This is a genomic window from Priestia megaterium, from assembly GCF_041941685.1.
Taxonomy (GTDB): domain Bacteria; phylum Bacillota; class Bacilli; order Bacillales; family Bacillaceae_H; genus Priestia; species Priestia megaterium_C.
Window position 1 is genome coordinate 4,311,431 of sequence record NZ_CP130958.1, and the last position, 24,642, is coordinate 4,336,072.

Annotated in this window: 27 protein-coding genes and 2 pseudogenes; 2 read left to right on the top strand and 27 right to left on the bottom strand. The window is 38.8% G+C overall.

Annotated features, from left to right (window positions below; all coding sequences use genetic code 11):
• Positions 1-213 precede the first annotated feature (213 nt).
• The 25 genes and pseudogenes from spoIVB to Q5794_RS22960 all read right to left on the bottom strand — a co-directional run bounded on the left by spoIVB (position 214) and on the right by Q5794_RS22960 (position 21,365).
• The gene (spoIVB, locus tag Q5794_RS22840; RefSeq protein WP_214984308.1) at positions 214-1,494 is read right to left on the bottom strand and encodes a SpoIVB peptidase; all 1,281 of its coding nucleotides are present in this window, start codon (positions 1,492-1,494) and stop codon (positions 214-216) included.
• Between the two features lie 182 nt (positions 1,495-1,676).
• Positions 1,677-3,404 (bottom strand): DNA repair protein RecN, encoded by a 1,728-nt coding sequence (gene recN / locus Q5794_RS22845; RefSeq protein WP_214984307.1) that lies wholly within the window; start codon positions 3,402-3,404, stop codon positions 1,677-1,679.
• A 16-nt stretch (positions 3,405-3,420) separates the two neighbouring features.
• Complete coding sequence (gene ahrC, locus Q5794_RS22850; protein ID WP_013059136.1) at positions 3,421-3,870, bottom strand: transcriptional regulator AhrC/ArgR; 450 nt, start codon at positions 3,868-3,870, stop codon at positions 3,421-3,423.
• Positions 3,871-4,031: 161 nt separating this feature from the next.
• Positions 4,032-4,859, bottom strand: coding sequence for a TlyA family RNA methyltransferase (locus tag Q5794_RS22855; RefSeq protein ID WP_057233494.1), 828 nt, complete (start codon positions 4,857-4,859; stop codon positions 4,032-4,034).
• The gene (dxs, locus tag Q5794_RS22860; protein WP_192996032.1) at positions 4,856-6,757 is read right to left on the bottom strand and encodes a 1-deoxy-D-xylulose-5-phosphate synthase; all 1,902 of its coding nucleotides are present in this window, start codon (positions 6,755-6,757) and stop codon (positions 4,856-4,858) included. The genes Q5794_RS22855 and dxs overlap by 4 nt, the downstream gene beginning before the upstream one ends.
• Before the next feature lie 320 nt (positions 6,758-7,077).
• Entirely contained in the window at positions 7,078-7,974 is an 897-nt protein-coding gene (locus Q5794_RS22865) for a polyprenyl synthetase family protein (protein ID WP_013059139.1), read from the bottom strand.
• On the bottom strand, positions 7,974-8,207 hold the full coding sequence (locus Q5794_RS22870) for an exodeoxyribonuclease VII small subunit (protein ID WP_013059140.1): 234 nt from the start codon (positions 8,205-8,207) through the stop codon (positions 7,974-7,976). The genes Q5794_RS22865 and Q5794_RS22870 overlap by 1 nt, the downstream gene beginning before the upstream one ends.
• Positions 8,208-8,210: 3 nt before the next feature.
• Positions 8,211-9,550: pseudogene (gene xseA, locus Q5794_RS22875) on the bottom strand (exodeoxyribonuclease VII large subunit).
• A gap of 84 nt (positions 9,551-9,634) precedes the next feature.
• Entirely contained in the window at positions 9,635-10,027 is a 393-nt protein-coding gene (gene nusB, locus Q5794_RS22880) for a transcription antitermination factor NusB (RefSeq protein ID WP_013059142.1), read from the bottom strand.
• A gap of 221 nt (positions 10,028-10,248) precedes the next feature.
• The gene (locus Q5794_RS22885) at positions 10,249-10,650 is read right to left on the bottom strand and encodes an Asp23/Gls24 family envelope stress response protein (RefSeq protein ID WP_013059143.1); all 402 of its coding nucleotides are present in this window, start codon (positions 10,648-10,650) and stop codon (positions 10,249-10,251) included.
• Positions 10,651-10,679: 29 nt separating this feature from the next.
• Positions 10,680-12,032, bottom strand: a complete 1,353-nt coding sequence (gene accC / locus Q5794_RS22890) for an acetyl-CoA carboxylase biotin carboxylase subunit (RefSeq protein ID WP_013084993.1) — start codon at positions 12,030-12,032, stop codon at positions 10,680-10,682.
• Positions 12,033-12,044: 12 nt separating this feature from the next.
• The gene (gene accB / locus Q5794_RS22895; protein WP_214984304.1) at positions 12,045-12,545 is read right to left on the bottom strand and encodes an acetyl-CoA carboxylase biotin carboxyl carrier protein; all 501 of its coding nucleotides are present in this window, start codon (positions 12,543-12,545) and stop codon (positions 12,045-12,047) included.
• 352 nt (positions 12,546-12,897) lie between these two features.
• Positions 12,898-13,542 (bottom strand): SpoIIIAH-like family protein, encoded by a 645-nt coding sequence (locus tag Q5794_RS22900; RefSeq protein ID WP_013059146.1) that lies wholly within the window; start codon positions 13,540-13,542, stop codon positions 12,898-12,900.
• A 13-nt stretch (positions 13,543-13,555) separates the two neighbouring features.
• Positions 13,556-14,218, bottom strand: a complete 663-nt coding sequence (gene spoIIIAG / locus Q5794_RS22905; RefSeq protein ID WP_013084996.1) for a stage III sporulation protein AG — start codon at positions 14,216-14,218, stop codon at positions 13,556-13,558.
• A complete protein-coding gene (gene spoIIIAF / locus Q5794_RS22910; protein ID WP_192996523.1) occupies positions 14,215-14,835 on the bottom strand; it encodes a stage III sporulation protein AF in 621 nt (206 codons plus the stop codon). Before spoIIIAF ends, spoIIIAG begins: the two co-directional genes overlap by 4 nt.
• Positions 14,836-14,840: 5 nt before the next feature.
• A complete protein-coding gene (spoIIIAE, locus tag Q5794_RS22915; protein ID WP_013059149.1) occupies positions 14,841-16,025 on the bottom strand; it encodes a stage III sporulation protein AE in 1,185 nt (394 codons plus the stop codon).
• Between the two features lie 25 nt (positions 16,026-16,050).
• The gene (gene spoIIIAD, locus Q5794_RS22920) at positions 16,051-16,434 is read right to left on the bottom strand and encodes a stage III sporulation protein AD (protein WP_013059150.1); all 384 of its coding nucleotides are present in this window, start codon (positions 16,432-16,434) and stop codon (positions 16,051-16,053) included.
• A 20-nt stretch (positions 16,435-16,454) separates the two neighbouring features.
• The gene (spoIIIAC, locus tag Q5794_RS22925; protein WP_013059151.1) at positions 16,455-16,661 is read right to left on the bottom strand and encodes a stage III sporulation protein AC; all 207 of its coding nucleotides are present in this window, start codon (positions 16,659-16,661) and stop codon (positions 16,455-16,457) included.
• A 19-nt stretch (positions 16,662-16,680) separates the two neighbouring features.
• Positions 16,681-17,193 (bottom strand): stage III sporulation protein SpoIIIAB, encoded by a 513-nt coding sequence (gene spoIIIAB, locus Q5794_RS22930; protein WP_013059152.1) that lies wholly within the window; start codon positions 17,191-17,193, stop codon positions 16,681-16,683.
• A gap of 6 nt (positions 17,194-17,199) precedes the next feature.
• Positions 17,200-18,147 (bottom strand): stage III sporulation protein AA, encoded by a 948-nt coding sequence (spoIIIAA, locus tag Q5794_RS22935; RefSeq protein WP_374988455.1) that lies wholly within the window; start codon positions 18,145-18,147, stop codon positions 17,200-17,202.
• A 65-nt stretch (positions 18,148-18,212) separates the two neighbouring features.
• Positions 18,213-18,494 (bottom strand): YqhV family protein, encoded by a 282-nt coding sequence (locus tag Q5794_RS22940; protein ID WP_013059154.1) that lies wholly within the window; start codon positions 18,492-18,494, stop codon positions 18,213-18,215.
• 138 nt (positions 18,495-18,632) lie between these two features.
• Entirely contained in the window at positions 18,633-19,190 is a 558-nt protein-coding gene (gene efp / locus Q5794_RS22945) for an elongation factor P (RefSeq protein WP_013059155.1), read from the bottom strand.
• A gap of 19 nt (positions 19,191-19,209) precedes the next feature.
• Positions 19,210-20,268, bottom strand: a complete 1,059-nt coding sequence (locus Q5794_RS22950) for a Xaa-Pro peptidase family protein (protein ID WP_214984301.1) — start codon at positions 20,266-20,268, stop codon at positions 19,210-19,212.
• A 1-nt stretch (position 20,269) separates the two neighbouring features.
• Entirely contained in the window at positions 20,270-20,707 is a 438-nt protein-coding gene (aroQ, locus tag Q5794_RS22955) for a type II 3-dehydroquinate dehydratase (RefSeq protein ID WP_374988456.1), read from the bottom strand.
• A gap of 121 nt (positions 20,708-20,828) precedes the next feature.
• Positions 20,829-21,365, bottom strand: a complete 537-nt coding sequence (locus Q5794_RS22960; RefSeq protein WP_374988457.1) for a YqhR family membrane protein — start codon at positions 21,363-21,365, stop codon at positions 20,829-20,831.
• A gap of 312 nt (positions 21,366-21,677) precedes the next feature.
• On the opposite strand from Q5794_RS22960, the pseudogene Q5794_RS22965 reads away from it, so the two are divergent.
• Positions 21,678-22,633 (top strand): annotated as a pseudogene (locus tag Q5794_RS22965) (DUF1385 domain-containing protein).
• A gap of 48 nt (positions 22,634-22,681) precedes the next feature.
• On the top strand, positions 22,682-23,080 hold the full coding sequence (locus Q5794_RS22970; RefSeq protein ID WP_374988458.1) for an SA1362 family protein: 399 nt from the start codon (positions 22,682-22,684) through the stop codon (positions 23,078-23,080).
• Positions 23,081-23,109: 29 nt separating this feature from the next.
• On the opposite strand, the gene Q5794_RS22975 is transcribed toward Q5794_RS22970, so the two are convergent.
• Together Q5794_RS22975 and mntR are read right to left on the bottom strand one after the other, a co-directional pair.
• Positions 23,110-23,991, bottom strand: a complete 882-nt coding sequence (locus tag Q5794_RS22975; protein WP_214984298.1) for a patatin-like phospholipase family protein — start codon at positions 23,989-23,991, stop codon at positions 23,110-23,112.
• A gap of 103 nt (positions 23,992-24,094) precedes the next feature.
• The gene (gene mntR / locus Q5794_RS22980) at positions 24,095-24,526 is read right to left on the bottom strand and encodes a transcriptional regulator MntR (RefSeq protein WP_013085004.1); all 432 of its coding nucleotides are present in this window, start codon (positions 24,524-24,526) and stop codon (positions 24,095-24,097) included.
• Positions 24,527-24,642: the final 116 nt, after the last annotated feature.

A 24,642-nucleotide genomic window follows, 5' to 3' on the forward strand; every position in this document is an offset into this window, starting at 1 on the left:
CAGTCCTTTATGTTATACGTCGTTTCCTACGTGTCTCTATTCTTTATTCTAAAGGACAAATTCGACAATGCAACATTATTTCCTTTATTTTTTTAGAAAAAAGTCTTTTAAATAGAATTTATTCGATTTTCTCTTATTTTCTTTGTTTTTCGACGTTTTTCTCTTACATTTACGACAATAATTTTTATCAAAAAAAGCGAACTAATGACAACATTAGCTCGCTTTTTTTCGATTATTTTTATAAATATCGATTCCTGCTTCGTTAAGCATCCATTCAATATGGACACCGTAACCCGAGGTAGGATCATTTACAAAAACATGGGTAACCGCTCCAACGACTTTACCGTTTTGAATAATCGGGCTACCGCTCATTCCTTGAACAATTCCACCTGTTTTCTTTAGCAATTTAGGATCTGTAATTTTAATAACCATTCCTTTAGTAGCCGGAAACTTTTGAGGTATAGTACTCATAATTTCAATATCAAATTCTTCCACTTGATCATCATCTACTACCGTTAGAATTTTAGCCGGTCCTTCTTTTACTTGATGAGATAGGGCAATTGGCATTGCTTTATCCATTATTCCGTTTTCCATCGTTGAAGACAATTTTCCAAAAATACCAAAAGGACTATTTCGTGTAATATTTCCAATGATTTGTCTATCTTCAGAAAACCTTGCTAGCTTTTCGCCGGGAACGCCGTTAGAACCTTTTTCAATTGATGTAACGGTCGAACGGACAATTTGTCCATCTTCTACTACGATTGGCTTTTTTGTATCCATATCCGAAATAACATGGCCTAAAGCGCCGTATTTTTTAGATTTTGGATCATAAAAAGTCATTGTGCCAATTCCTGCAGCCGAATCACGGATGTATAAACCGATTCTGTAAGCATAATCTTGCTTATCTTTTAACGGATACAGCTTAGTGTCAAACTGCTTTTTTTCTCTTAAAATATGCAGATTTAATGGTTCACCCGTTTTTCCTGCCTGCTGAATAAACGGTGTAATATCACTCATTTTTTCAATGGTTTTACCATTAATCTTCGTAATCATATCTCCAACTTGAATACCCGCAATTTCGCCAGGCGATCTTTTACCTTTTGCTGTATCTACCTGATGATAGCCTACAACAAGAACACCTTTTGAATTTAATTTCACACCGATTGATTGTCCACCTGGAATGACTTTAAAATCAGATAATACCTGCACGTCTACACGCTTTACAGGAATACCGGCCAAATGAAGCATCAACTCTTCTTTGCCTACCTGTTTGCCTGCTATGGTCAGCTTCGCCTTGTTACTTGTTACATCGTAAACAGGTGATGAAGCTTCTACGCTAAGCGGTAATGTCGCATTAATTTTTTCTTTTTGCTGTTCAAATAAGACGATTTGTTTTGGAATGTGTATATATTGTTGCACAACTGGAATAAATCCTACAAAAATGAACGAAACAAGGAGAATCGCACCAATTATATGTCTGTATCGATTTTGCATGTTTTCACTCTCCTCGCTTCCTCGCCTAAATGGCTACACATTTAATTTAGCCTTCTTAGAGCGCATTTATAACAGAAGTTCAGAGAAAAATGAAAAGAAGTGCAAGGAAACATTTTCAGTTCCTCCATTTTGTATAAAAAAACACCTTTAACACATACTGTTACGTGTTAAAAGGTGTTTTTTTAAATGGTGTGCTTCATCTTATCCGCTAAATCTAAAAGCTCTTTGGCATGTTCCCTCGTTAAGCTTGTAATTTCAGCTCCTGCAATCATTCGACTAATTTCTTTTACTTTTTCATCAAGGGTTAATGGAAGAACAGACGTCGTTGTACGATCACCTTTTATCTCTTTAGCAATAAAGAGATGAGTATCTGCCATCGCTGCTACCTGAGGCAGATGAGATATACAGAGAACTTGTGAATCAACAGAAATAGCATGTATTTTTTCACCGATCGATTGAGCTACTCTTCCACTTACGCCTGTATCAACTTCATCAAAGATAATGGACGTCACGCCTTGATGCTTAGAGAAGATGCTTTTTAACGCCAGCATAATTCTTGACAGTTCTCCTCCTGATGCTACTTTTGCAAGAGGCTTTAAAGGTTCACCAGGATTGGTAGAAATATAAAATTCTACGTTGTCAATGCCGTCTTTGGTGAATTTTATTCTTTCTCCATTTAATTCAACGTCATTTTTACCTGCATTTACAACAGAGAATTTAATTTGAAATACAGTCTTAGCCATATACAGTTCTTGAAGCTCATGATGGATGCTGTCCGTTAACTCTTGAGCAAGTTTTTTTCGAATAGCTGAAACGTTATTAGCTTCTACTAATAAATCCTGTGCTACACTGTTTAACTCTTCTTTGATCTTGCTCACATGCGTATCTCGATTTTCAATACGATCAATTTCATCTTCAATTTGCGCTGCATATTCTAGAATTTCATCTACACTTTGACCGTATTTACGCTTTAAGTGATTAATTTCATTTAAACGCGCTTCAATAAAGTCTAAGCGTTTGGGATCAAATTCTAATAAATCAAGCTGCTGACGAATTTTATAAGATGCGTCTTCTAGCTGATAGAAGCTCGATGAAATGATCTCAGAAATTTCGGCATAGTTTTTTTCCAGTGACGAAATATCCTCCGTATGATTCATTGCTACACCGACCCAATCTAAACCTTGATGTTCACCGTGCAGCGCATTGTACGCATCGTTTAGTGACGTATAGATCTTTTCAAAGTTAGAAATCTTCAAACGCTCTTCATTTAGTTCCTCGTCTTCGTTCAGCTGCAAATTTGCCGCTTTGATTTCATCTAATTGAAATTGAATAAGATCGAGGCGATGTGCCATCTGCTGTTCATTTTCAGTTAATTGATCGAGCTGCTTTTTTAGCGATGTATACCTAGAAAATACCTCTCGATACTCCGTCAAAGCCTCTTCTACTTTTTCTCCTCCGTATTGATCAAGAAGAGTTAAATGACGATCTTGATTCATTAAATCTTGGTGCTCGTGCTGTCCATGTATATCAATTAACGTCTGTCCGACTTCACGTAGGATAGCTAACGTTACGAGCTTACCGTTGATGCGGCAAATACTTTTCCCATTTGTAGTGATATCTCGGCGAAGCACAATCATTCCATCTTCCACTTCCAAACCGACTTGTTTGGCTTTTTCGTGACTCGGATGCTGTTCTTCATCAAATAAGAAAAGTCCTTCAATTTCGGCTCTGTCTGTTCCGTGGCGTACAAACTCCGAAGAGCCTCTTCCACCTACTAACAATGAAATGGCATCAATAATAATCGATTTCCCCGCTCCTGTTTCGCCTGTTAATACCGTTAAGCCTTTTTCAAATGAAACAGAAAGTTCATCAATAATCGCAAAGTTTTTAATGGATAATTCAGCTAACAACCTGCTTCACTCACCTTTATAACATTTCTAAGAATCGGTCTGATATAATTTGCGTATCTTCAGGAGTACGGCAAATAATCAAACATGTATCGTCTCCACAAATTGTTCCTAATATTTCATCCCAGTCCAAATGATCAATTAATGCGCCAATCGCATTTGCATTTCCCGGTAATGTTTTCATCACCAACATATGCCCGGCTGAATCAATTTTTACAAATGCGTCCATAAGAGAGCGCTTTAACTTTTGTAAGGGATTAAAACGCTGATCTGCAGGCAAGCTGTATTTGTATCGACCGTCCATCAAAGGCACTTTGACTAAGTGCAGTTCTTTAATATCACGAGAGATTGTTGCCTGTGTTACATTAAAACCTTGGTTTTTTAAAATATCTACCAATTCATCCTGTGTTTCAATATCATTATTCGTGATAATATCACGAATTTTAATATGTCTTTGCCCTTTATTCATGTTGGCACCTCACATTAATATGTAATCTTCTTTTTGTTTTGTTGTTTATAAGTCTTTCACTAATTAAGTATCATAATGTGTTCAACTTGATTATGCACCTTTTGTATAAAGAGTCATAATCAAATCGCCAATGCTAAGTCTTTGCTTAACATTGGCCATTATTACTTTTTCTCTTTTAACGTCTTATGTGCTTCTTCGACTACTTCGCGCACAGTAAGCGGAGCTTGATTTTCACCAAGTTCACGCTCGCCTTTCCAGCGCAGGTGGAGAAGAAATTCGATATTTCCATCTCCTCCCGTTATCGGTGAATACGACATGTTATATACATCGTATCCTTGACGAAGCGAGAAATCCACCATGCCTTGAAGAACTTCTTCATGCACTTTTGAATCACGCACGATTCCTTTTTTCCCAACTTGCTCTCTTCCAGCCTCAAACTGTGGCTTAACGAGCGCAACAACATCGCTGTGTGGAACAAGAAGTGTTTTTAACACAGGAAGAATGAGTCTTAAGGAAATAAATGATACATCAATAGAAGCGAATTCAGGCAAGCCTCTTGATAAATCAGCTGGCGTCACATAACGGAAATTTGTTCGTTCCATTACTTCTACTCGTTCATCTTGACGAAGCTTCCAAGCTAGCTGATTATAGCCTACGTCTAGCGCATAGGACATCTTCGCTCCATTTTGAAGCGCACAATCAGTAAAGCCTCCAGTAGAAGAACCAATATCAATCATGATTTTATCCGCTACATGGACATTAAATTCTTTAATCGCTTTTTCAAGCTTAAAGCCGCCTCTGCTGACGTAAGGCATCACTGCACCTTTAATTGTCAGCGGCGTATCGCGTTCAATTTTCTCTCCCGGCTTATCCAAACGGACTTCATTCGCATAAACAAGTCCTGCCATCACTGTACGCTTTGCTTTTTCTCTTGTTTCAATCAAACCTCGTTCTACTAATAATACATCTACTCGTTCTTTTTTTGTCACTTAACTTCAAGCCTCTTTTGTGTTGGTGTTACGAGTTTTTTAACTCGATTTATAATCTCTTCTTTGGTTAAGCCAATTTCTTCTAAAAGTTTTGTTACGCTGCCGTGCTCGATAAAGCGATCTGGAATCCCCATACGTTCAACGCGCGTATCATAATAGCCGTGCTCTGATGCAAACTCTAACACCGCGCTTCCAAAACCGCCTTGAAGTACCGCTTCTTCTACCGTAATCACAGGCTTACTAGTTTGGAAAATCTCATGAAGCATTTTTTCATCCAGCGGTTTAATAAAACGAGCATTTACCACTTTGACGCTGATTCCTTGCTTCTCAAGTTCTGCTGCTGCATCCATCGCCATTGAAATCGTTGTACCAAACGTTAAAATGGTTGTATCTGAACCTTCTTTTAATACGTCCCATGTACCGATCGGAATGTTTTTCAGTTCTGAATCTAGTTCAACACCTAATCCGTTTCCTCTAGCATAGCGCATAGCAATCGGACCTTCTTCATAAGTCAAAGCAGTGTGAACCATGTGCTGGCCTTCATTCTCGTCTTTTGGCATCATAATAACAAGGTTAGGCAAATGACGTAAGAATGCAATATCAAACACACCTTGATGCGTTTCACCATCAGCACCTACTAGCCCAGCGCGATCAATCCCAATAAATACATTTAGCTTCTGACGGCAAATATCATGAACCACTTGATCGTATGCACGCTGTAAAAACGTAGAATAAATAGCTAAAAAGGGCTTCATATTTTGAGTTGCAAGACCCGCTGCCATTGTTGTTGCATGCTGCTCTGCAATCCCAACATCAAACATGCGATGCGGAAACTCTTTTTGAAATGCTTCGAGTTTTGAACCCACAGGCATTGCTGGCGTTACGGCTACAATGCGATCATCTTCCCTAGCCATCTTCAATACCGTATCACTTACTAGTTTACTCCAAGCAATCGGAACATTTTTGTCTTTAATAAAGTCACCGGACTCAATTTTGTAAGGGCCTGTACCATGCCATGCTCCGCTTTTATCGCTTTCCGCCGGCAAGTACCCTTTCCCTTTTTTCGTAATAACGTGAATCAGTACCGGACCTTTTGTTTTCTTTGCATATTGTAACGTTTCCAATAAATCATCATAGCTATGGCCGTCAACCGGGCCTAAATACGTAAAGCCAAGGTCTTCAAAGAACATGCCTGACACGACCATATACTTTAGGCCATCTTTTACACGTTCTGCCGTTGCCGCAAGCTTACCGCCTACTGCAGGCACTTTTTTCAGCAAGACTTCAAGCTCATCTTTTACCCAGTTGTATTTGCCTGCCGTGCGCAAACGTCCTAGAATACTGTGTACAGCCCCCACGTTAGGAGCGATAGACATTTCATTGTCATTTAAAATAACGGTCATATCCGTTTGCTCGTGCCCGATGTGGTTAAGCGCTTCAAGAGCCATACCACCTGTTAAAGCTCCGTCACCAATGATAGGAACAATATGAGCTTTTGTTTTTTGCAAATCTCTTGCAGCAGCCATTCCCATTGCGGCTGAAAGAGATGTAGAACTATGTCCCGTTTCCCATACGTCATGCTCACTTTCGTCACGCTTTGGAAAACCGCATAACCCTTTATATTGACGGATTGTATCAAACTCTCCCGCTCGTCCTGTTAAAATTTTATGGACATACGACTGATGCCCGACGTCCCATAAAAATTTATCTTTTGGGCTGTCGAACACTTTATGGAGTGCAAGCGTTAACTCAACAACCCCCAAATTCGGCCCTATATGACCACCAGTTGCAGAAAGCTTTGTAATTAAAAAACGACGAATCTCTTCACTTAGTTCTTGTAATTGTGTTACTGACATTTTCTTTAAAAACTCAGGATTTTTTATCGTTGTAAGATCCAAGGTGGATCACTCACTTTCGTACTTGTTATAAAGTTACCTTAATACATTGTCTATTGTTTTATACGTATAGTCAATTTTTAGTATTTCCTTATTACTTACAATACCTTTGATATTCTATCAGTAAACCAGTGATATTCAAAGGAAAACAGTGAAAAAATAGCCGCTAACACAAATGTGATAACGGCCACCAAGATATTGTATATGTCTTTCAAACCTATGCACTACGCTTTTATACAGTAGTAAAATTATTATAGCATAGCCCCTATTGGGACTCAATCTTATTTTACTGTATCACTCAAAAAACCTGACAGAAATCGTCATTAACTATCACGTTTTGCTATATATAAACAAATTTCTTCTAGTAATCCGTGCTTAATTTGAGCTTGACGTAACGAGAGAAGTGCTTGTTCAACATGATACTGTAACTTTTCTTTGGCCGCTTCCATACCTAACAAAGAAGGATATGTCGTTTTTTCATTTTCTGTATCACTGCCAATTGGCTTTCCTAATTTTTCTTCAGACCCTTCCACATCCAAGATATCATCTTGAATTTGAAACGCTAACCCTACATGCTTACTGAATTCTTCTAATAATTCTTGCTGTAGAGGCGTAGCTTTTGCAAGAATAGCTCCTGCTTTTACACAAAACCCTAGCAGCTTCCCCGTTTTGTGAAGGTGAATATATTCAAGCTCGTCTAGCGTGAGCTGCTTTTTTTCGCCTTCCATATCCGCAACCTGTCCGCTGATCATACCTTCTGTTCCGCTTGCTTTTACCAGTTCTGTAATGAGCTGAAGCTTCATATGTGATGTAATCTCAGGATGTGCCGCTTCAGAAATGAGCTGAAAGCTATTTGTTAGAAGAGCATCTCCAGCTAATATAGCCGTTGCTTCGCCGTACACCTTGTGATTCGTCGGTTTACCTCTTCTTAAGTCGTCATCATCCATGCTAGGTAAATCATCGTGAATGAGAGAATATGTATGAATCATTTCCACTGCACATGCTGTTTCTAATCCCATGCTCTCGTCTTTTCCAAACGCATGTAGCGTTGCAAACAACAGCACTGGGCGAAGTCGCTTTCCTCCTGCCGTAAGCGAGTAAAGCATGGATTCCTTTAAGTTAACCGGAGCATGTAATGCTTTTACCACTTCAGGCAAGCGTGTTTCTACTCGATCTTTTGTAAAAGAAATATACTCTTTTAAATTCATTTCATTCACCATCACTCTTCCTCCTGCACCGAGAATGGCTCAAGCGTTCCGTCTTCACGTAAAATAGTTTCCATTTGCTTTTCAATATGCTGAAGACGATCGTGACAGAATTTTGAAAGAGTCATTCCTTCTTGGAATTGTTGAATTGCTTCTTCTAAAGGCACGTCGCCTTCTTCTAGCTTGTTTACGATGGTTTCTAACTGCTCCATCGCCTCTTCAAACGTATACTCTTTATTTGTCGCCATTTTTCATCGCTCCTCTATTTTCGAAACTTCACACTGCAACTGTCCATCGGTCAAACGAACGTTTACCACATCGCCTTTGGATACTTGTTTGGTTGATTTAATTAACTCTTTTTCTTTATCGTATACTAAGCTGTAGCCTCTTTCCATTGTTTTTAATGGACTAAGCGTATGTAATTTTGACGTTGCCGTTGCAAATAAAAGCTGTTTTTGCTTTAGCAGCTGCTGCATCTCTTTGGTCAGCATTTTCGTCAGCTGCTGTTGACGCTCCGCCGCTTTCGTTAACTGATGCTCGGGGTGATTGCGCAACAAAGCGGCTGTTAGCTGCTCATAGTTCGTCCGTTTATGTTCAATGTACCTTCTGCCTTCACGATAAAAACGCTCCATCAACTGATCTAACTGCTGCTCTTTTTGCTCGACCAACTTTTGAGGATAACGAAAAGCATATGATTTCTGGGATCGTTCAAGCCTGCGGCTACTAGACTGAAGCATTTCTTTCATCGAACGAAGAAGACGGATATTTCGCTGAGTCAATCTTTCTGTAATTTCACTGATATGAGGCACAGCCAATTCCGCAGCACCCGTTGGAGTAGGAGCGCGAAGATCTGCTACAAAATCTGCAATTGTAAAATCGGTTTCATGTCCAACCGCTGAAATAACAGGAATAGTAGAAGTGAAAATTGCACGAGCAACGCTTTCTTCGTTAAAAGCCCAAAGCTCTTCAATTGACCCACCACCGCGGCCAACAATTAATACGTCTGCTTCTTTACGACGGTTTGCTTCTTCAATTGCCTTAATGATAGACGGTGCCGCATTCACTCCTTGAACAAGAGCGGGCATAACAATAATGTTCGCGTTATATCTGCGCTTTAATGTCGTAATAATATCACGTACGGCTGCTCCAGTTGGAGATGTAATAACACCTATTGTTGTTGGATACTTTGGCAGTTTTCGTTTCCTAGCAGGATCAAATAAGCCTTCTTTTTCCAGCTTTTTTTCAGCTGTTCGTAGGCCAAGTATAAGTTCCCAACGCCGTCAGGCTGCATTTCTTTTACGTACATTTGATAATTTCCGCTTGGTTCATAAACCGAAATTTCAGCTCGAATGAGTACATTCATTCCTTCTTCAGGCTGAAAATTAAGCTGCCGGTTATGCCCAGCAAACATAACGGCTGCGATACGAGCATTTTGATCTTTCAAGGTGAAATACATATGTCCCCGACTATGACGTTTAAAGTTAGAAATTTCTCCTTTAATCCATACATCTTGCATGTGAGGGTCTACATCAAACTTGCGCTTAATGTATCGTGTAAGAGCCGTAACGGTTAGATAACGCACTTCACTCATCATTTTGCCTCCTTTGCAGTCACCCTCTCCCCTTTATATAAAGGAGAGAAGCATTTTGGTCACTTGATTTGGCAAGATGAACCTTTATTTAGATAAAGTTGTTAACACTTTAGACAATACGCCATTGATAAACTTGCTTGATTGATCATCGCCAAACGTTTTCGCTAATTCAATCGCTTCATTTAACGTAACGCTCGTAGGAATTTCTTCTTCATACTTCATTTCGTATACGGCAATACGTAGGATAACGCGGTCTACAGTAGCTACACGATCTAACGTCCATTTTTCTAAATGATTGCGTAAAAGTTCATCAATTTCTTGCTGATGTTCAACCACACCTAGCACGAGACTTTCTAAAAATTGATCAGACTTTTCATTTTGTACAACATTTCCGATTGCCTCCATTGGCTCGGTCTGCCCTAAATCATGCTGAAATAGTGCTTGTAATGCTTTTTGGCGTGCTGTATGTCTTTTCATTATTTTTGCTCCTTTATTTATCTTCTTCAACTAGTATACCTAGATAATAGCATAGTTTATGAAACGATACTTCATTGTTCTTATACGAAGTTTATAGAACACGAAAAAGACCGTCTTTATGACGAGACAGTCTTTTTCACTTTACCATAGCTTGTGTTGAAAAGGAACAAGTAATCATACGTTATTCCATTTTAGCAACAGCCGTTAGGTAAACGTTTGTTTTATTCAACTTCTTCAATATCAGTTTTTTGCGTATCAAACTGAATCCCTACGATATGAATGTTTACTTCATCGAGATCAATAGCTGTCATATTTTTAAGGGCTTGACGAATGTTATCTTGTACTTGTTGCGCTACGTTTGGAATAGACACCCCAAACTTCATCATACAAAATACGTCTACTTTTATCCCGTTTTCTGTTAAGTCCACTTTTACACCTTTACCGTGGTTTTTCTTTCCTAGTTTCTCCACAACGCCAGCTGCAAAATTTCCTCTCATTGCAGAAACGCCTTCTACTTCAGAAGCAGCAATACCCGCAATGACTTCAATAACCTCAGGAGCAATTTCTACTTTGCCAAGAGAATTTGGGTGTTCTTCCATTTCTAATACATGATTTTCATTCATGTACAGCACCTCCTATAGTTTATATTATACTAAGAATTCATTACGTCATATAGCTCAAGAAACTTCGTGTTGAATTCACCGCTAACAAATTTTTCATGATTTAATAGTTTTTGGTGAAAAGGAATAGTGGTTGCAACGCCGTCGATAACAAATTCATCTAACGCGCGCTTCATTCGTTCAATAGCTTCCTCACGAGTTGGCGCATGAACAATCAATTTAGCCACCATTGAATCATAGTAAGGCGGGATTGCATAGCCCGGATATGCAGCAGAGTCTACGCGCACTCCGTAGCCACCTGGCGGCAAGTACATTTGAATCGTACCTGGTGATGGCATAAAGTTTTTCTCTGGGTTTTCTGCGTTGATTCGGCACTCAATTGCCCATCCGTTAAATGTCACTTCTTCTTGCGTAAACGGTAAAGTTTCACCATTTGCCACTTTGATTTGTTCTTTAATTAAGTCAACTCCCGTCACCATCTCTGTAACAGGGTGTTCTACTTGGATACGCGTATTCATTTCCATGAAGTAAAATTTGTTTTCACGGTAATCATAAATGAATTCCACTGTTCCGGCTCCTGTGTAATTAACGGCTTGAGCAGCTTTAACAGCAGCGTCGCCCATTAATTCACGCGTTTTTTCGTCTAACGCTGGAGAAGGCGTTTCTTCAATTAATTTTTGAAGACGGCGTTGAATCGAGCAATCACGCTCTCCTAAATGTACAGTATTCCCATGAGAATCAGCCAACACTTGGATCTCAACGTGACGGAAATCCTCAATGAACTTTTCAATGTACACACCAGGGTTACCGAAAGCTGTAGCAGCTTCTTGCTGTGTAATTGTAATACCTTTAATAAGCTCTTGTTCATTTTTCGCAACGCGGATTCCTTTTCCTCCGCCTCCTGCCGTTGCTTTAATAATAACAGGATAGCCAATATCATTAGCGATTGACATACCGTCTTCCACTGACTCTACAATTCCAGTTGAACCAGGAACAATTGGGACACCGGCTTCACGCATCGTTTCTCTCGCTACGTCTTTTGTTCCCATTTTGTTAATGGCTTCAGGACTTGGTCCTACAAATGTAACGTTACACTCTCTGCATAGCTCTGCAAAATCAGCGTTTTCAGCTAAAAAGCCGTATCCAGGGTGAATGGCGTCACAGCCCGTTAGCATCGCAACGCTCATAATGTTTGTAAAGTTTAAATAGCTGTCTTTAGATGACGTTGGTCCAATACAATACGCTTCGTCTGCTAATTGTACATGCAAAGAATCGCGATCAGCTTGAGAATGAACAGCTACTGATTCTACACCTAACTCTTTACACGCTCGAATAATTCGAACCGCAATTTCTCCTCGATTCGCAATTAATAGCTTTTTAATCATATTTACCGCTCCTTATTCAGGCTTTACTAAGAAAAGAGGTTGACCGTATTCTACAAGTTGTCCACTTTCAACTAATACGTCAACGATTTCACCTTTAACTTCTGCTTCGATTTCATTAAATAATTTCATTGCTTCTACGATACATACAACCGAATCTTTTTGTACTTTATCTCCAGGAGTCACGTATACATCTGATTCTGGCGATGATGACGCATAGAATGTCCCTACCATCGGAGATGTAATTTTATGTAAGCTTTCATCAACCGCTGGGGCCGCTTGTTCTTCTTTTGGTTGAGCAGACTGTGCTGCTGGCGCTGGAGCCGCTGCTGCCTGCGGTGCAGGTGCTGCCGCTTGTTCAGGTGCCGAAACCACTACTTGCTGCGCTTGTTTGGAAACAATTGCGTCTTTTTTCTTCATCTTGATTTTGGAGCCTTCGTGCTCATAGGTGAACTCCTCGATTGATGATTGATCAACTAGTTTAATGATCTCACGGATCTCTTGAATTTTTAACATATTGAACACTCCTACCTCATGAAAATAGAATTCTCTACAATGTTAATAATACGACAGATGGCTACAGCCATTCAATTCGTTTGGCAAACATTAAAAAGAAGTTCCACTTACTCTATAATAACTTTTTAGCGTTATCGTTTTATAAATGGAAACATAGCTTTACAGATGACAACACTTATGAAAACATTTGTCACCTAGTACTATTATAAGATTATGAAACCTATTATAACCGAAGTAAAAAAAGAAAGCCATGTTAAAATTTTTACCGTCTCGCTTAGATTTTAGTCATTTCATAAAAAAAGAAGTGTAAACAACCCCAATTTACGGCTGTTTCACACTTCTTTTATTCCCTTTATTTAGTTGGCTGAAACTCTACCGCTACTTCTTTTGGACCCATTTCTTTTTTGACTAGCTGAATGATTTGATTTGCTTTTGTTTTTGAGTGTTTTTCTGTCTTAACCGTAATTTGTACTTGCTTTCCGTCTGCTCTTACTAGCGCGTCACTGTATCCTTTTGCTTTAATTAATGTTTCCAGCGTGGCTTCTTTTTCCCCAAGCTTTGATAATTCATCAATTTTATCCATCGCCTTGCTTACTTCCGCAGGCGTCACATTTTTTGATGCCGCTACTTCTTGATACTCTTCTTTTAATTGACTTCTTTCATCATTTAATTCCAAACGAAGCGCCGTAAATAGCTCGTCGCTATCTGTGCTTGATACAACTGCTGATTCTTTTGCATTTTTAGCCGTTTCCTTCTTTACATCTTCTGCTGAGCCTTCAGTTTTTGAATCTTCTTTTGTTCCTGATTTCTCATCTGCCTGTTGTTTTGTATCTTCTGCAGGAGCCTTGTCATCAGCCTGCTTTTCGCTTTGTTTTTCATTGTCTACTAGCGCAACATTACTCTGAGGATTTTCTGGCGTTGTCATATAGTACACCGATAACACAACAACTAAACTTAGCATTGTTAATAACCAAACCGTTTGCTTTTTTAATAACATATTTATTTCCCCCTCATCCTTTTTTCGCTAATACTGCTACTCTATGACTTGGTATATCCAGCGCTCTTGTCACGGCTTCAATAATAGATTTCTTTACCTCGATATTATCAGCTCCTTTAGCGACAACTAACACGCCTCTTACTTTTGGCTTTTCGGTTTTAACTACAACAGGCTTTTCTTGTTCTCCACTTCTTACAATGACCAGCTGTTCGTCTGTTGAGGAATCTTCAACTTTACGAGTCCCTCCTTCACGGTCCGTTTCGTTGGTCGTTTGCGATTTTGTGACGCTGTTTTTTTCATATATTTTGGATTCTGTTGCATCTAGGTTCACAATTACTTTTACCTTACTTACGCCTCTAACTTGATCCAAAATATCTTTCAATTCCTCCTCATACCGCTCTTCATAACCTGTCATTGTTGTTGTCTTTTTAGAGCTAAAAGCGGGAACATCCTGTGATACCGGTGGTGCGCTGGTTTCTTTGCTTGCACTCTTTAGTAATCCGCCTGAATTCATAGATGTTGTGAGTGAGTTGCTAAATACCATAAAGATAACGCCTGCAGCTAGTAAAATACCTATATACATTAACTTTGAAGGTTTCTTCGTAGTTGATGACTGTTTAAGTGAAAAGAACCGCTGAAAAAATGATGGGTCACCTTTTTCTGGCTTTTGACTCATTTCGTGTCTCCCTCCTCCATATTCACAACAACTTGGCCTTGTTTTACATCCCATTTTGCTGCTAAATAGTTGGATAATTTCTTGGATTCTGTTGGTTTGTTTGGTTCGATCGGTGTGGAGGTATCAATAGAAATAACTTTCACAGCTGAAACAACCTCGGAATCATCCGATGCTTTTTTACTTACGGCAACTGAAATGGATTTAATATTATCAGCGGTAGGTTCGTCGTTCGGCTTTTTTGTTTCAATGTGAATTCGATCAATTGCTACACCATACTGATCCATCAACTCCTCTTTTACATCTGCCTCCATTTGGACAGCCATTTGTTCTAAAATATATGCACGTTGTGAAGCTTGTATTTCTTTTTTCTGATTTTCTATTGAATTTTCTACCTGCTGATCGGATCGAATAGATGATAAGCTAAGTGATTTCAGCATTTGATTAACATCCACTTTGAAAATTTGAAAAACAGGTGTAATAATGATCAGCATTAAAAGAAGTCCAACCACCAGCTTTGTATATTTTTGAAAACTAGAATTGGGCAATAGTAAATTAATAATGGTAGCTAATAAGATAAAAAGAACGATATTAGTAATCCACGTCGTTAAGGCCTGCAATTTCTTCACCTCACCATCATTGTGACGTTGCTCGCTGTAATGATGACCGTTAAACATAAGAAAAACATAAGCGAGACAACCGCAAGCGCCGCAAAAATATAGATGACGCTTTTGCTGATAATGCTCAAGCAGGAAATAACCGGTCCTCCTCCAATAGGTTGAAGAAGAGCTGCTGCTAGCTTATAGATAAAAGCAAGCGTTAACACTTTAATAGCCGGAAACGCGACGATTAACAGTAAGACTGCTACTCCAGCAATCCCTACTGAATTCTTTAATAGAAGCGAGGCACTGATGACTGTATCAGCCGCATCTGTGAATACACGTCCTACAACAGGTATAAAGTTCCCTGTGACAAACTTTGCCGTTCGAATTGTAATACCGTCGGCAACAGCTGAGGTGGCCCCTTGAACGGATAGCACTCCTAAAAAAACAGTTAGGAATATTCCGAGCACGCCAATGCTTATATTTCTCAACAGCTGAGCAAGCTGTGTAACCTTATGTTCATCTGAAATCGTACTCACAATGCTAAGCAGTGCTGAAAGAAAAAGCAGCGGCATCACTACGTATTGAATAAGCAAACCGCTTGTGTTCATTAAAAACAAAATCATCGGATGAAAAAAGGCTGCCGATACAACTCCTCCTGATGATGCCATTAAGGCAAGCAGCAGCGGCACCAGAGCTAAAATGAATTTGGTCATGGTCTCAATCGCTCCCGTTGCATAAGAGATAGCAATTTGAAAACTATTAAGAGCAATGATGATCAAAACCATATATACAAGCGCATACGCTACTTTACTTACGGTTTGCTGATTAAACGCACTTTGGAGCGTTTGTAAAAACACGCTAAAAACCGTTAGCATAATGAGTGTACCGAGGAGCTTTCCATTCGCTAATACTTCATGAAATAAAAACTTTACAAGACCTCCTAGCCATTCTTTAAGAGAGAACTCTTTTTCTCCTTTTAAAAAATCGACTAAACTTCCCTTCTGACTCTCGGGTAAAAAGCCGCCGTATTGGGTAATAATATCGTCCCAAAACTGTTTGACTTCATCGATACCGAGCTTATCAATTTGTTCATTGACAAGTTCTTGCTGCTTCGGGGGTTCGGAAGCTTGTACATTTTCTGGAAAGAAAAAAAAGAGGAACAAAAGAAGAGCGAGTATATTCACTTTAAACGTCCACCGCTTCATTTCGTCACCTCATAATTAAGTAAAATTAATTGGGCAGCATTGAAATAATTGTTTCAATAATGACCGTTAAAATAGGAATTGCCATGGAGAGAATCAGCACTTTTCCACCTAATTCAATTTTAGAAGCAATGGCACCTTGCCCTGCATCTTTCGTAATTTGAGCACCAAATTCGGCGATATAGGCGATACCAATAATTTTCAAAATGGTTTCCACATAAATCATGTTAACGTGGGCATTAATCGACAGCCGCTCGACCATCTTAATAATTTCGTAGATTTGATCAATTAAAAAAAGAAAGATCACGGATCCCACGAATACAACAAGTAAAAAAGCAATAGGTGATTTATGTTCTTTTAAAATAAGAGCCAAAAATGTAGCTACTAATCCTAAGCCCACAATTTGAAGCATTTCAATGGCAACTCACCCCTCTACCCTTGAAATAAAAAAACCGATTTGATTTTTTGAAATAAGTCCTCTACAATCGAAGCAACCATAAATAAAATATAAATAAAACCGATGAGGGTAACCCAGTTCGCGTAATCTTTTTTTCCCATCTGTTCGAGTACGGTGACTAAAAAAGCTACGACGATACCAATCCCAGCAATCTGAAAAATGGTGTTCATATCAATTCCCACATTCAATCCTCCTCCATCGCTACATCAATAGAATGACCAGTAGCAACCCAGATAGAAAGCCTAAACTTTTAACCATTTTTTCATAGCGATTCTGCTTATCAACTGCATCTTGTTCTTCGCGTTCAAGATGATTCAGCGTCAGTAAGATATGCTTTTGCTGCGAATAACGATCATGCTGACCAAGCGTTTCACCAAATTGTTTTAAGATTTCTAGTTCTCCCGTTTTAAGTGCGGTTTGTTTCCAAAATTGGTCCAACGTCTTTTCCCAAGCTTCCTTGACACTTTCAGTACCTTCTTTTAATTTCATTGAAAACTCATTAAATAAAGAAGCCAAAGGATTAGGAAGCTGTAGAGATAACAAATGAGCAACTTCTTGAAGAGGCCGATTGCTGTACATAATCTCTGCTTCTAACGACCTCAGAGCCGTTTTTAATTGCCTGAGCTGCCTAGGTCTTGCACTAAGCTGCTTTGCAAACTCAAATCCTGTGTAAGTGGAAGCAAATAAGATAAAGATGGCACCAAACAGTTTCATACACCATCACCCTTTACTATTTTCAATAAGCGACTTTTCAGCGGACGTTTTCATGGAATTATAGTGCTCATCGTAGATAGCCTGAAGTGTTCCAGGACCTCGGCTGTTCGATAGCACAACATACCTTTTGAATACGTGAAGTTTCATTAAAGCTTGCAAAGTGGGACGCTTCATTAAATCGTCAATGTCATAGCCATGAACAGTCATAATGACACGAACGCCAGCATTAACCGCTTCAAGTACGGCCTTACAATCTTCTTCACTTCCCACTTCATCCACGATCAGCACATCGGGGCTCATGGAGCGAATCATCATCATCATGCCTTCAGCTTTCGGACAGCTATCTAATAAATCCATTCTAGATCCGAATGTATGCTGAGGAACCCCTTTAACAGCCCCAGCAATTTCTGATCGTTCATCTACAATTCCCACTTTAAACGGAGGAATCTTAGAGCGCTCTATGCCCGTACTTATTACTCTGGCTAAATCGCGAATCATGGTTGTTTTTCCTGTTTGAGGAGGTCCTATAATGACCGTACTTTGCCAATAGCGATTGTATAAAAAAGGAATAAGCTGATTCGAAATACCAATCTTTTGTTTAGCAATCCGGATATTAAAGGATGATACATCTCGAATCACACGAACCTGTCCATTTTCCGTTACAACTTTTCCCGCTAGTCCAACCCGGTGCCCGCCTTCAATGGTGACATATCCTTTTTTCAATTCTTCTTCAATCATATAAATCGAAAACTGGCTTAATTTATTTAAGATAAATAAAGCATCTTCTGCACTTGGAAGATACGATTCGAAATATGGCTGATTGTTGATTGTAAATTCGACAGGTCTTCCTACGCGCACTCGAATTTCTTCTAGTACATGAGAATGGTTTATGACATAAAATTCAACAGTCTTTTTTAAATTAGGCGGAAAGATTGCAAGTATTTCTTTTAACATATTCATCCCCTCATATTTGAACTCACTTCAATGTATTATAAGCTTGACCATTTTATGCCTACCTTTTATTTAAAAACACCGATTAAAATGAAGAGCACTCCTACTACAATCATGATTAATTTCCCAAAAGATAATTGATCGGCTACGGACACTAAACCTATGGTAAAAGAACTCACCATTACAATCGGACCCACAAGCGCTAACATTCCATTAATCATTAACGCTTTTTTCACATCATTGTTTGTGACAATTAAAATAGCGGCAATAAACTCAATAAATGAAGAAATAAATCGAAGGCACGCCATCGTTAATACCGTACCGTTTAAATGATCCAACCACTGCTTCATAAGCCCCTCCTATACCTCTGCGTTGTTTAGTACAACCTATGCAAAATAAAGAAGAGTTAGCACAAAAAAACATACAAAAAAGGCAGAGAATGATTCTCTGCCTTTTTTGTATGTTTGCAGCTTGCTTACACGATCCAATTACGCGCGTGATACGTAGCTGCTATCTGTTGTGTTGATAATTAATACGTCGCCTTCGTTTACGAAGAACGGAACGTTTACTGTTAAGCCAGTTTCCACAGTTGCCGGTTTTGTACCGCCAGAAGCTGTGTCACCTTTAATACCTGGTTCAGTTTCTGTTACTTTAAGCTCAACTGTGTTTGGAAGTTCAACACCTAATGTCTCACCTTGGTACATCATAATTGCTACTTCCATATTCTCTTTTAAGAATTTTAGCTCATATTCAATTGCACTTGCCGGAAGCTCTAATTGCTCATAAGACTGGTTGTCCATGAATACGTGCTGATCGCCGCTTGCATATAGATATTGCATTTTACGGTTATCAATTTGGGCTTTTCCTACTTTTTCACCTGCACGGAACGTTTTTTCTTGCACAGCTCCTGTACGAAGGTTACGTAGTTTTGAGCGAACGAATGCAGCGCCTTTACCAGGCTTTACGTGTTGGAAATCCATTACACGCCAAATACCTCCGTCTACTTCTACTGTCAAACCTGTACGAAAATCATTTACTGAAATCATGAAGAAATCCTCCTACATTTTATAAAATAATGAACTCTTTTGATGAGTGCGATAATGCCTCATTACCTTCTGCTGTGACGATCGTATCATCTTCAATACGAACGCCCCCTAAGTCTGGTATGTAAATACCTGGTTCAACGGTTACAATCATACCTGGCTGCAGTACATCTGTAGATTTTACAGAAAGTGATGGGCCTTCATGTACTTCTAACCCTACGCCGTGACCGGTCGAATGTCCAAAATACTGGCCGTATCCGTGTTCTGTAATATAATCACGCGTTAGCGCATCTGCTTCTTTACCCGTCATACCTGCTTTGATGCCGCTCATTCCGTTAAGCTGCGCTTGCAGTACGACATTATAAATTTCTTTTAGCTTATCACTTACTTCACCGACGGCAAATGTTCGTGTGATATCTGAACAGTAACCATTATAGTATGCGCCAAAATCAAGCGTTACAAGTTCGCCTTTTTCAATTACTTTGTCAGAAGCAACACCATGCGGTAAAGCCCCGCGATGCCCTGAAGCAACAATTGTATCAAAAGATGAAGATGTTGCGCCTTGTTTTCTCATAAAGAACTCCAGTTCATTAGATACTTGAAGCTCTGTTAAACCAGGACGAACAAAGGTTAAAATATGTTCATATGCTGCATCTGCTATTTTTGCAGCTTCCTTTAATATCTTAATCTCTGAGTCACTCTTTATCAAGCGTAAGTTTTCGATTGCGTGCGAGATTGGAACAAGTTCCGCGCTGATATGCTTATCAAATAATTGATGCTGTCCATATGTAACATAATTCTGTTCAAAACCAAGCTTTTTAATTCCAAATTGTTTCACTACATTCGCTACTTCTTCTACAATAGGACCCTTATGCTGAACGATATCAAAACCTTCTGTTTGACTAGTTGCTTGTTCAACATAACGAAAATCTGTTACAAATGCCGCTTTGTCTTCAGAAATGATAACGACACCAGCAGATCCTGTGAAATTGGTCATATAGCGTCTGTTATATTCACTTGTAATTACAACACCGTCCACATTCAACTTTGAAAACTGTTCGCGTAGTTTTTCGATTTTCATTTTATTTCCCCCTTAATTGTAAAAGTGCCTGCAGGGCAAGTTCGTATCCGTATAAACCTAACCCGACAATTTGACCATGCGTAACAGGTGCTGTCACCGAATGATGGCGAAACTCTTCACGCTTATGTACGTTCGAAATATGCACTTCAATAACAGGAACAGATATACTAGCAATCGCATCCCGAATGGCATAACTGTAGTGAGTAAAAGCACCAGGATTGATCATAATCCCATCAAATTTCTCATCCGCTTCATGAATCCAGTCGATAATTACACCTTCGTGATTAGACTGTACGCACTCAACTTCTACCCCATGGGCTCTGCCTGCTCGCTGAAGCTTCTCTTCAAGATTTTGAAGATTATCTGTCCCATATACCGCTGGTTCGCGTACGCCTAAACGATTTAAATTAGGACCGTTTATTACTAAAATCTTATTCATCTTAATTCAACACTCTCCCCTACTACGAACCCTTTATGCAGCTCACTTATGTGAATTTGCACTTTATTTTTCTTTTTAAATCATTATATAGAATATATTAGCATACGTTGGAACATTCACACTACTTATTCGCCGTTTGAAAATCTGTAGATTCATCTTTTGTTTGAAGCTCTGCAGCTTCAAAAGAAATGGAATATCCAATGAATACACCATATAAAATATAAATACAGAGGGATGAAATAATCGTGTTAGCTGGAAGCTCTCCAATTGTTTTTAAGTTGGGAAAGAGCGGATTCAAAACAACGAATACAATTGCCCACCATAATAAGCCGTAAGCAAAACCTATCCAAATTGTTTTAAACTTCTTTAATAGGACGTAGTATAACAATCCGACAACAATAGATAATACCCCTATAAGAAAAATACTGACGATAACACCTATTCCTTTATCCTTCCAATCACCTAATGCCCATGGATCTAAAAGCATATTTGGATTGATAACACTAAAGCTGAACAGATAATTTAAATAGCCAATAAAGCTCCAGAAAACCCCTCCAAAAAAGGAAATAAAGATGGCTTTAAATAAAAAAGACATTTCCTGTTTATGCGTAGAGTGGTTATCCTGTTTTTTTTCATGCTGTTCTTTAGGTTCTGACATATTAATCACCTCTTGATGTAGTATGAACTTTTTTCTCATTTCCTACTGACTCATTTCTAAGTTTTTACGTTTATTACTCTTCCTATACGCAAGAAGGGAGCCTGATATCAAAGAGACATTTTAAAACTACTTCGCACAGAGTTTCATAAACAAATTTTATAAGTGAAAGGAAAAAATTCATAACAAGGGTGTGGAGATGAAAAATATTGGCTAAACTAGATAACATGCATCCGCCTAGAGGTTTATTTGATTTTGCTGTAGAATATAAAATACTAAGAAGTCTAGTCTAGTTAAGTTAGGTTGGTGCCTGAAATGTCTAAATTACAAAAACCTGCGTATGGTGGTCAAGCCGTTATAGAAGGTGTCATGTTCGGTGGCAAACGTATGATGGTGACGGCTATTCGCCGCAGAGATCAATCTATTGATTATTTTCATTCAAAAAGAAAATCAAATTCCGTACTCACTGCTTTAAAAAAATTCCTTTTTTACGAGGAATTGCTGCTATTGTTGAAGCCAGTGCAAACGGTACGCAGCACTTGAACTTTTCCTCTGAACGTTATGACGTGAATCCAGAAGATGATGCTCAAGTAGCAGAAGAACAACAAAAAGAGAAAAAAGATTCAAAACTATCTTTAATATTTGGCGTTGCAACTATTGGTGTAATATCCTTTCTTTTCGGGAAAGTACTATTTACATTGATTCCTGTGTTTTTAGCACAATTGACACGTCCTGTTTTCACTTCAAGTGTAGCTCAAGTTTTTATTGAAGGAGTATTTAAACTATTATTGCTCCTTGGCTATATTTATGTGATTTCACAAACGCCACTTATTAAACGGGTGTTTCAATATCATGGAGCAGAACACAAGGTCATTAATGCATATGAAAACAATGCTGAACTTACGGTAGAAGCCGTGCAAGCACAATCTCGACTTCATTATCGCTGCGGAAGTAGCTTTATCCTCTTTACCGTAGTTGTAGGAATGTTTGTCTACCTACTCGTTCCAACGGATCCTCTTTGGTTACGAATTGTGGATCGCCTTGCATTAATTCCAGTTGTCCTTGGTTTATCATTTGAAGTGTTACAGTTAACCAATAAAGTTCGTCATGTCCCTCTTCTTCGCTTTTTAGGTTATCCCGGTTTATGGCTTCAGCTTTTAACAACCAAAGAACCAAAAGATGATCAAGTTGAAGTTGCGATTGCTTCATTTAAAGAACTTTTACGCGTTGAAAATGAACTTTCTTCTACCAATGACGAACAAGTTGTCTAATCCACACCGTTTTGCTTTCTTTTTTTACTATTTTAGGAGGTGAACAAAATGAGACGTCCATTCGTGAAACCACTTGTATATGGTCTAATCGGGTTAGGAGTCATTGGCTTTGCATTTACGTTGATTACAGATCCAGCTGTTTTATTACGTCAAGCAGGTTATATTTTTCTGTTTATCATTTTGTTTTACTTAGTTTATCGGTTTATTCTCCGCCCTTCTCAGACAAAAGGTCAAGATAGAGGCTATGTGCGCGCAGTAAAACAATCAAAACTGCGTCAAAAAGAAAAAGAGCGAGGAAGCAACAAAATTGATATGCATACTTATCAAAGCTCAAATAAGCGCCCGGTATCCAAATCAACGAAACCGCTAAAGAAAAAGAAAAACAACTCACACTTGACCGTCATCGAAGGTAAAAAAGGAAAAAAGAAAAATAGAGCATTCTTTTAAAAAACAAGGAGAAAAGCCTCCTTGTTTTTTTAATAGCACCATTTTTTCAAAAATGCCCTTGTACGCTTTTTTCCAAACGCAATCAGCTCTTCCTTCCGTTCTTCTGTGAGGGTAAATTCTGTCGCAAAAACTTGATTAACAGGTAAAAAGATAATATTTTTTTCGTGACGTTTTGAAATATGTCTTGCATCGTGCGCATCTTTCATCGTCTCAAAAAGCGCGCTGAATAAACCAACGGCATTTTTAATTTTATTCCGTTCCCTTTCTTCGTCCTTCGGGCTCAGCTTCACACCAATTACCGGTCGCTTCTTAAGACTTTTATCATCATCAAACAGAAAAATTGGAAAGTTGCTTAACACGCCCCCGTCGACTATTAAACTGCTTGGGGTAGATTTTAATTTAACCGGCTCAAAAAAATATGGAATGCTGCAGCTCATTCGAACGGCTCTTGCTACAGAAAAGCGATTCGGGTCGATTTGATATTTAGGCAAATCATCTGGAAGAACAAGCATCGTACTGTTGGTCAAATTTGACGCAATAATACGCAGCGACTGATCAGGCAAATCAGCAAATGTATGAATTCCTCTGCTCCGCAATTTCTCAGCAATCCACTTTTCAAGCCTTTCTCCTTTATACAATCCCATTTTCCAATATAAAAACAGCCACTTTGTCAAGCTTGATGGTAAAAAAGACATTCTTTGATCTAAAAAAGACGATAACTCAATTTCATTCATCATTTCAATAATTTCTTCACTTGTATAACCGGCTGCTACAAATGCACAAATAATGGAACCCGCACTCGTTCCGGCTAACCGCCGAAAGATCAAGCCTTTTTCTTCTAGAGCTTGTAACGCGCCAATCAGTGCAAGCCCTTTAATACCGCCACCTGAAAACACTCCGTCGACGTACACAGCCTCTCCTCCAAACTACCCACTCTACATTTGTAGTCGACTCAGCAACAAGTTATGATAAAAAAGAAAAAAAGCAGTGACGCTATTGGCCGCTGCTTTTTTCTTATAATTTTTGCTCTTCTTCATTTCGTTTTTGTACATTGCGAAGATCTTGAATACGGTTATGGTTTTCTTCAAAGTATTGAACCAAATCTCCAATTCGATCAATGGAATTCCAGCTTAAATGATGTTCAATTCCTTCTACGTCATCATAAATATTTTTCTCATCTACGCCAATGATGCGCAGCAGCTGCTCTAAAAGCTCATGGCGATAAACAAGACGTTTTCCAATCTTCTGCCCCTTAGCTGTTAAAACAAGGCCTCGATATTTTTCATAAATTAAGTACTCATCTTTGTCTAGCTTTTGAACCATCTTCGTTACAGATGAGGGGTGAACCGCCAATGCATCAGCAATATCAGACACTCGAGCGTATCCTTTATCTTCAATTAGCATATATATTTGTTCAATATAATCTTCCATACTCGGTGTAGGCATGAAATCTCCCCCAATTAATATTATGTATTGCTAATAATAAGTCATAAATGTCTGTTTTTTATAGTGATATCGTGTTCATGTTTGATAATCTATGTGAAAAAAACGTGTAAATAAAG

Coding starts and splice junctions, on each gene's coding strand:
- spoIVB (WP_214984308.1), bottom strand. CDS start 1,494: ATGCAAAATCGATACAGACATATAATTGGTGCGATTCTCCTTGTTTCG.
- ahrC (WP_013059136.1), bottom strand. CDS start 3,870: ATGAATAAAGGGCAAAGACATATTAAAATTCGTGATATTATCACGAAT.
- Q5794_RS22865 (WP_013059139.1), bottom strand. CDS start 7,974: ATGGTGAATGAAATGAATTTAAAAGAGTATATTTCTTTTACAAAAGAT.
- Q5794_RS22870 (WP_013059140.1), bottom strand. CDS start 8,207: ATGGCGACAAATAAAGAGTATACGTTTGAAGAGGCGATGGAGCAGTTA.
- nusB (WP_013059142.1), bottom strand. CDS start 10,027: ATGAAAAGACATACAGCACGCCAAAAAGCATTACAAGCACTATTTCAG.
- Q5794_RS22885 (WP_013059143.1), bottom strand. CDS start 10,650: ATGAATGAAAATCATGTATTAGAAATGGAAGAACACCCAAATTCTCTT.
- accC (WP_013084993.1), bottom strand. CDS start 12,032: ATGATTAAAAAGCTATTAATTGCGAATCGAGGAGAAATTGCGGTTCGA.
- accB (WP_214984304.1), bottom strand. CDS start 12,545: ATGTTAAAAATTCAAGAGATCCGTGAGATCATTAAACTAGTTGATCAA.
- Q5794_RS22900 (WP_013059146.1), bottom strand. CDS start 13,542: ATGTTATTAAAAAAGCAAACGGTTTGGTTATTAACAATGCTAAGTTTA.
- spoIIIAG (WP_013084996.1), bottom strand. CDS start 14,218: ATGAGTCAAAAGCCAGAAAAAGGTGACCCATCATTTTTTCAGCGGTTC.
- spoIIIAE (WP_013059149.1), bottom strand. CDS start 16,025: ATGAAGCGGTGGACGTTTAAAGTGAATATACTCGCTCTTCTTTTGTTC.
- spoIIIAD (WP_013059150.1), bottom strand. CDS start 16,434: ATGCTTCAAATTGTGGGCTTAGGATTAGTAGCTACATTTTTGGCTCTT.
- spoIIIAB (WP_013059152.1), bottom strand. CDS start 17,193: ATGAAACTGTTTGGTGCCATCTTTATCTTATTTGCTTCCACTTACACA.
- spoIIIAA (WP_374988455.1), bottom strand. CDS start 18,147: ATGTTAAAAGAAATACTTGCAATCTTTCCGCCTAATTTAAAAAAGACT.
- Q5794_RS22940 (WP_013059154.1), bottom strand. CDS start 18,494: ATGAAGCAGTGGTTGGATCATTTAAACGGTACGGTATTAACGATGGCG.
- efp (WP_013059155.1), bottom strand. CDS start 19,190: ATGATTTCAGTAAATGATTTTCGTACAGGTTTGACAGTAGAAGTAGAC.
- Q5794_RS22950 (WP_214984301.1), bottom strand. CDS start 20,268: ATGAAAATCGAAAAACTACGCGAACAGTTTTCAAAGTTGAATGTGGAC.
- aroQ (WP_374988456.1), bottom strand. CDS start 20,707: ATGAATAAGATTTTAGTAATAAACGGTCCTAATTTAAATCGTTTAGGC.
- Q5794_RS22960 (WP_374988457.1), bottom strand. CDS start 21,365: ATGTCAGAACCTAAAGAACAGCATGAAAAAAAACAGGATAACCACTCT.
- Q5794_RS22970 (WP_374988458.1), top strand. CDS start 22,682: ATGAGACGTCCATTCGTGAAACCACTTGTATATGGTCTAATCGGGTTA.
- mntR (WP_013085004.1), bottom strand. CDS start 24,526: ATGCCTACACCGAGTATGGAAGATTATATTGAACAAATATATATGCTA.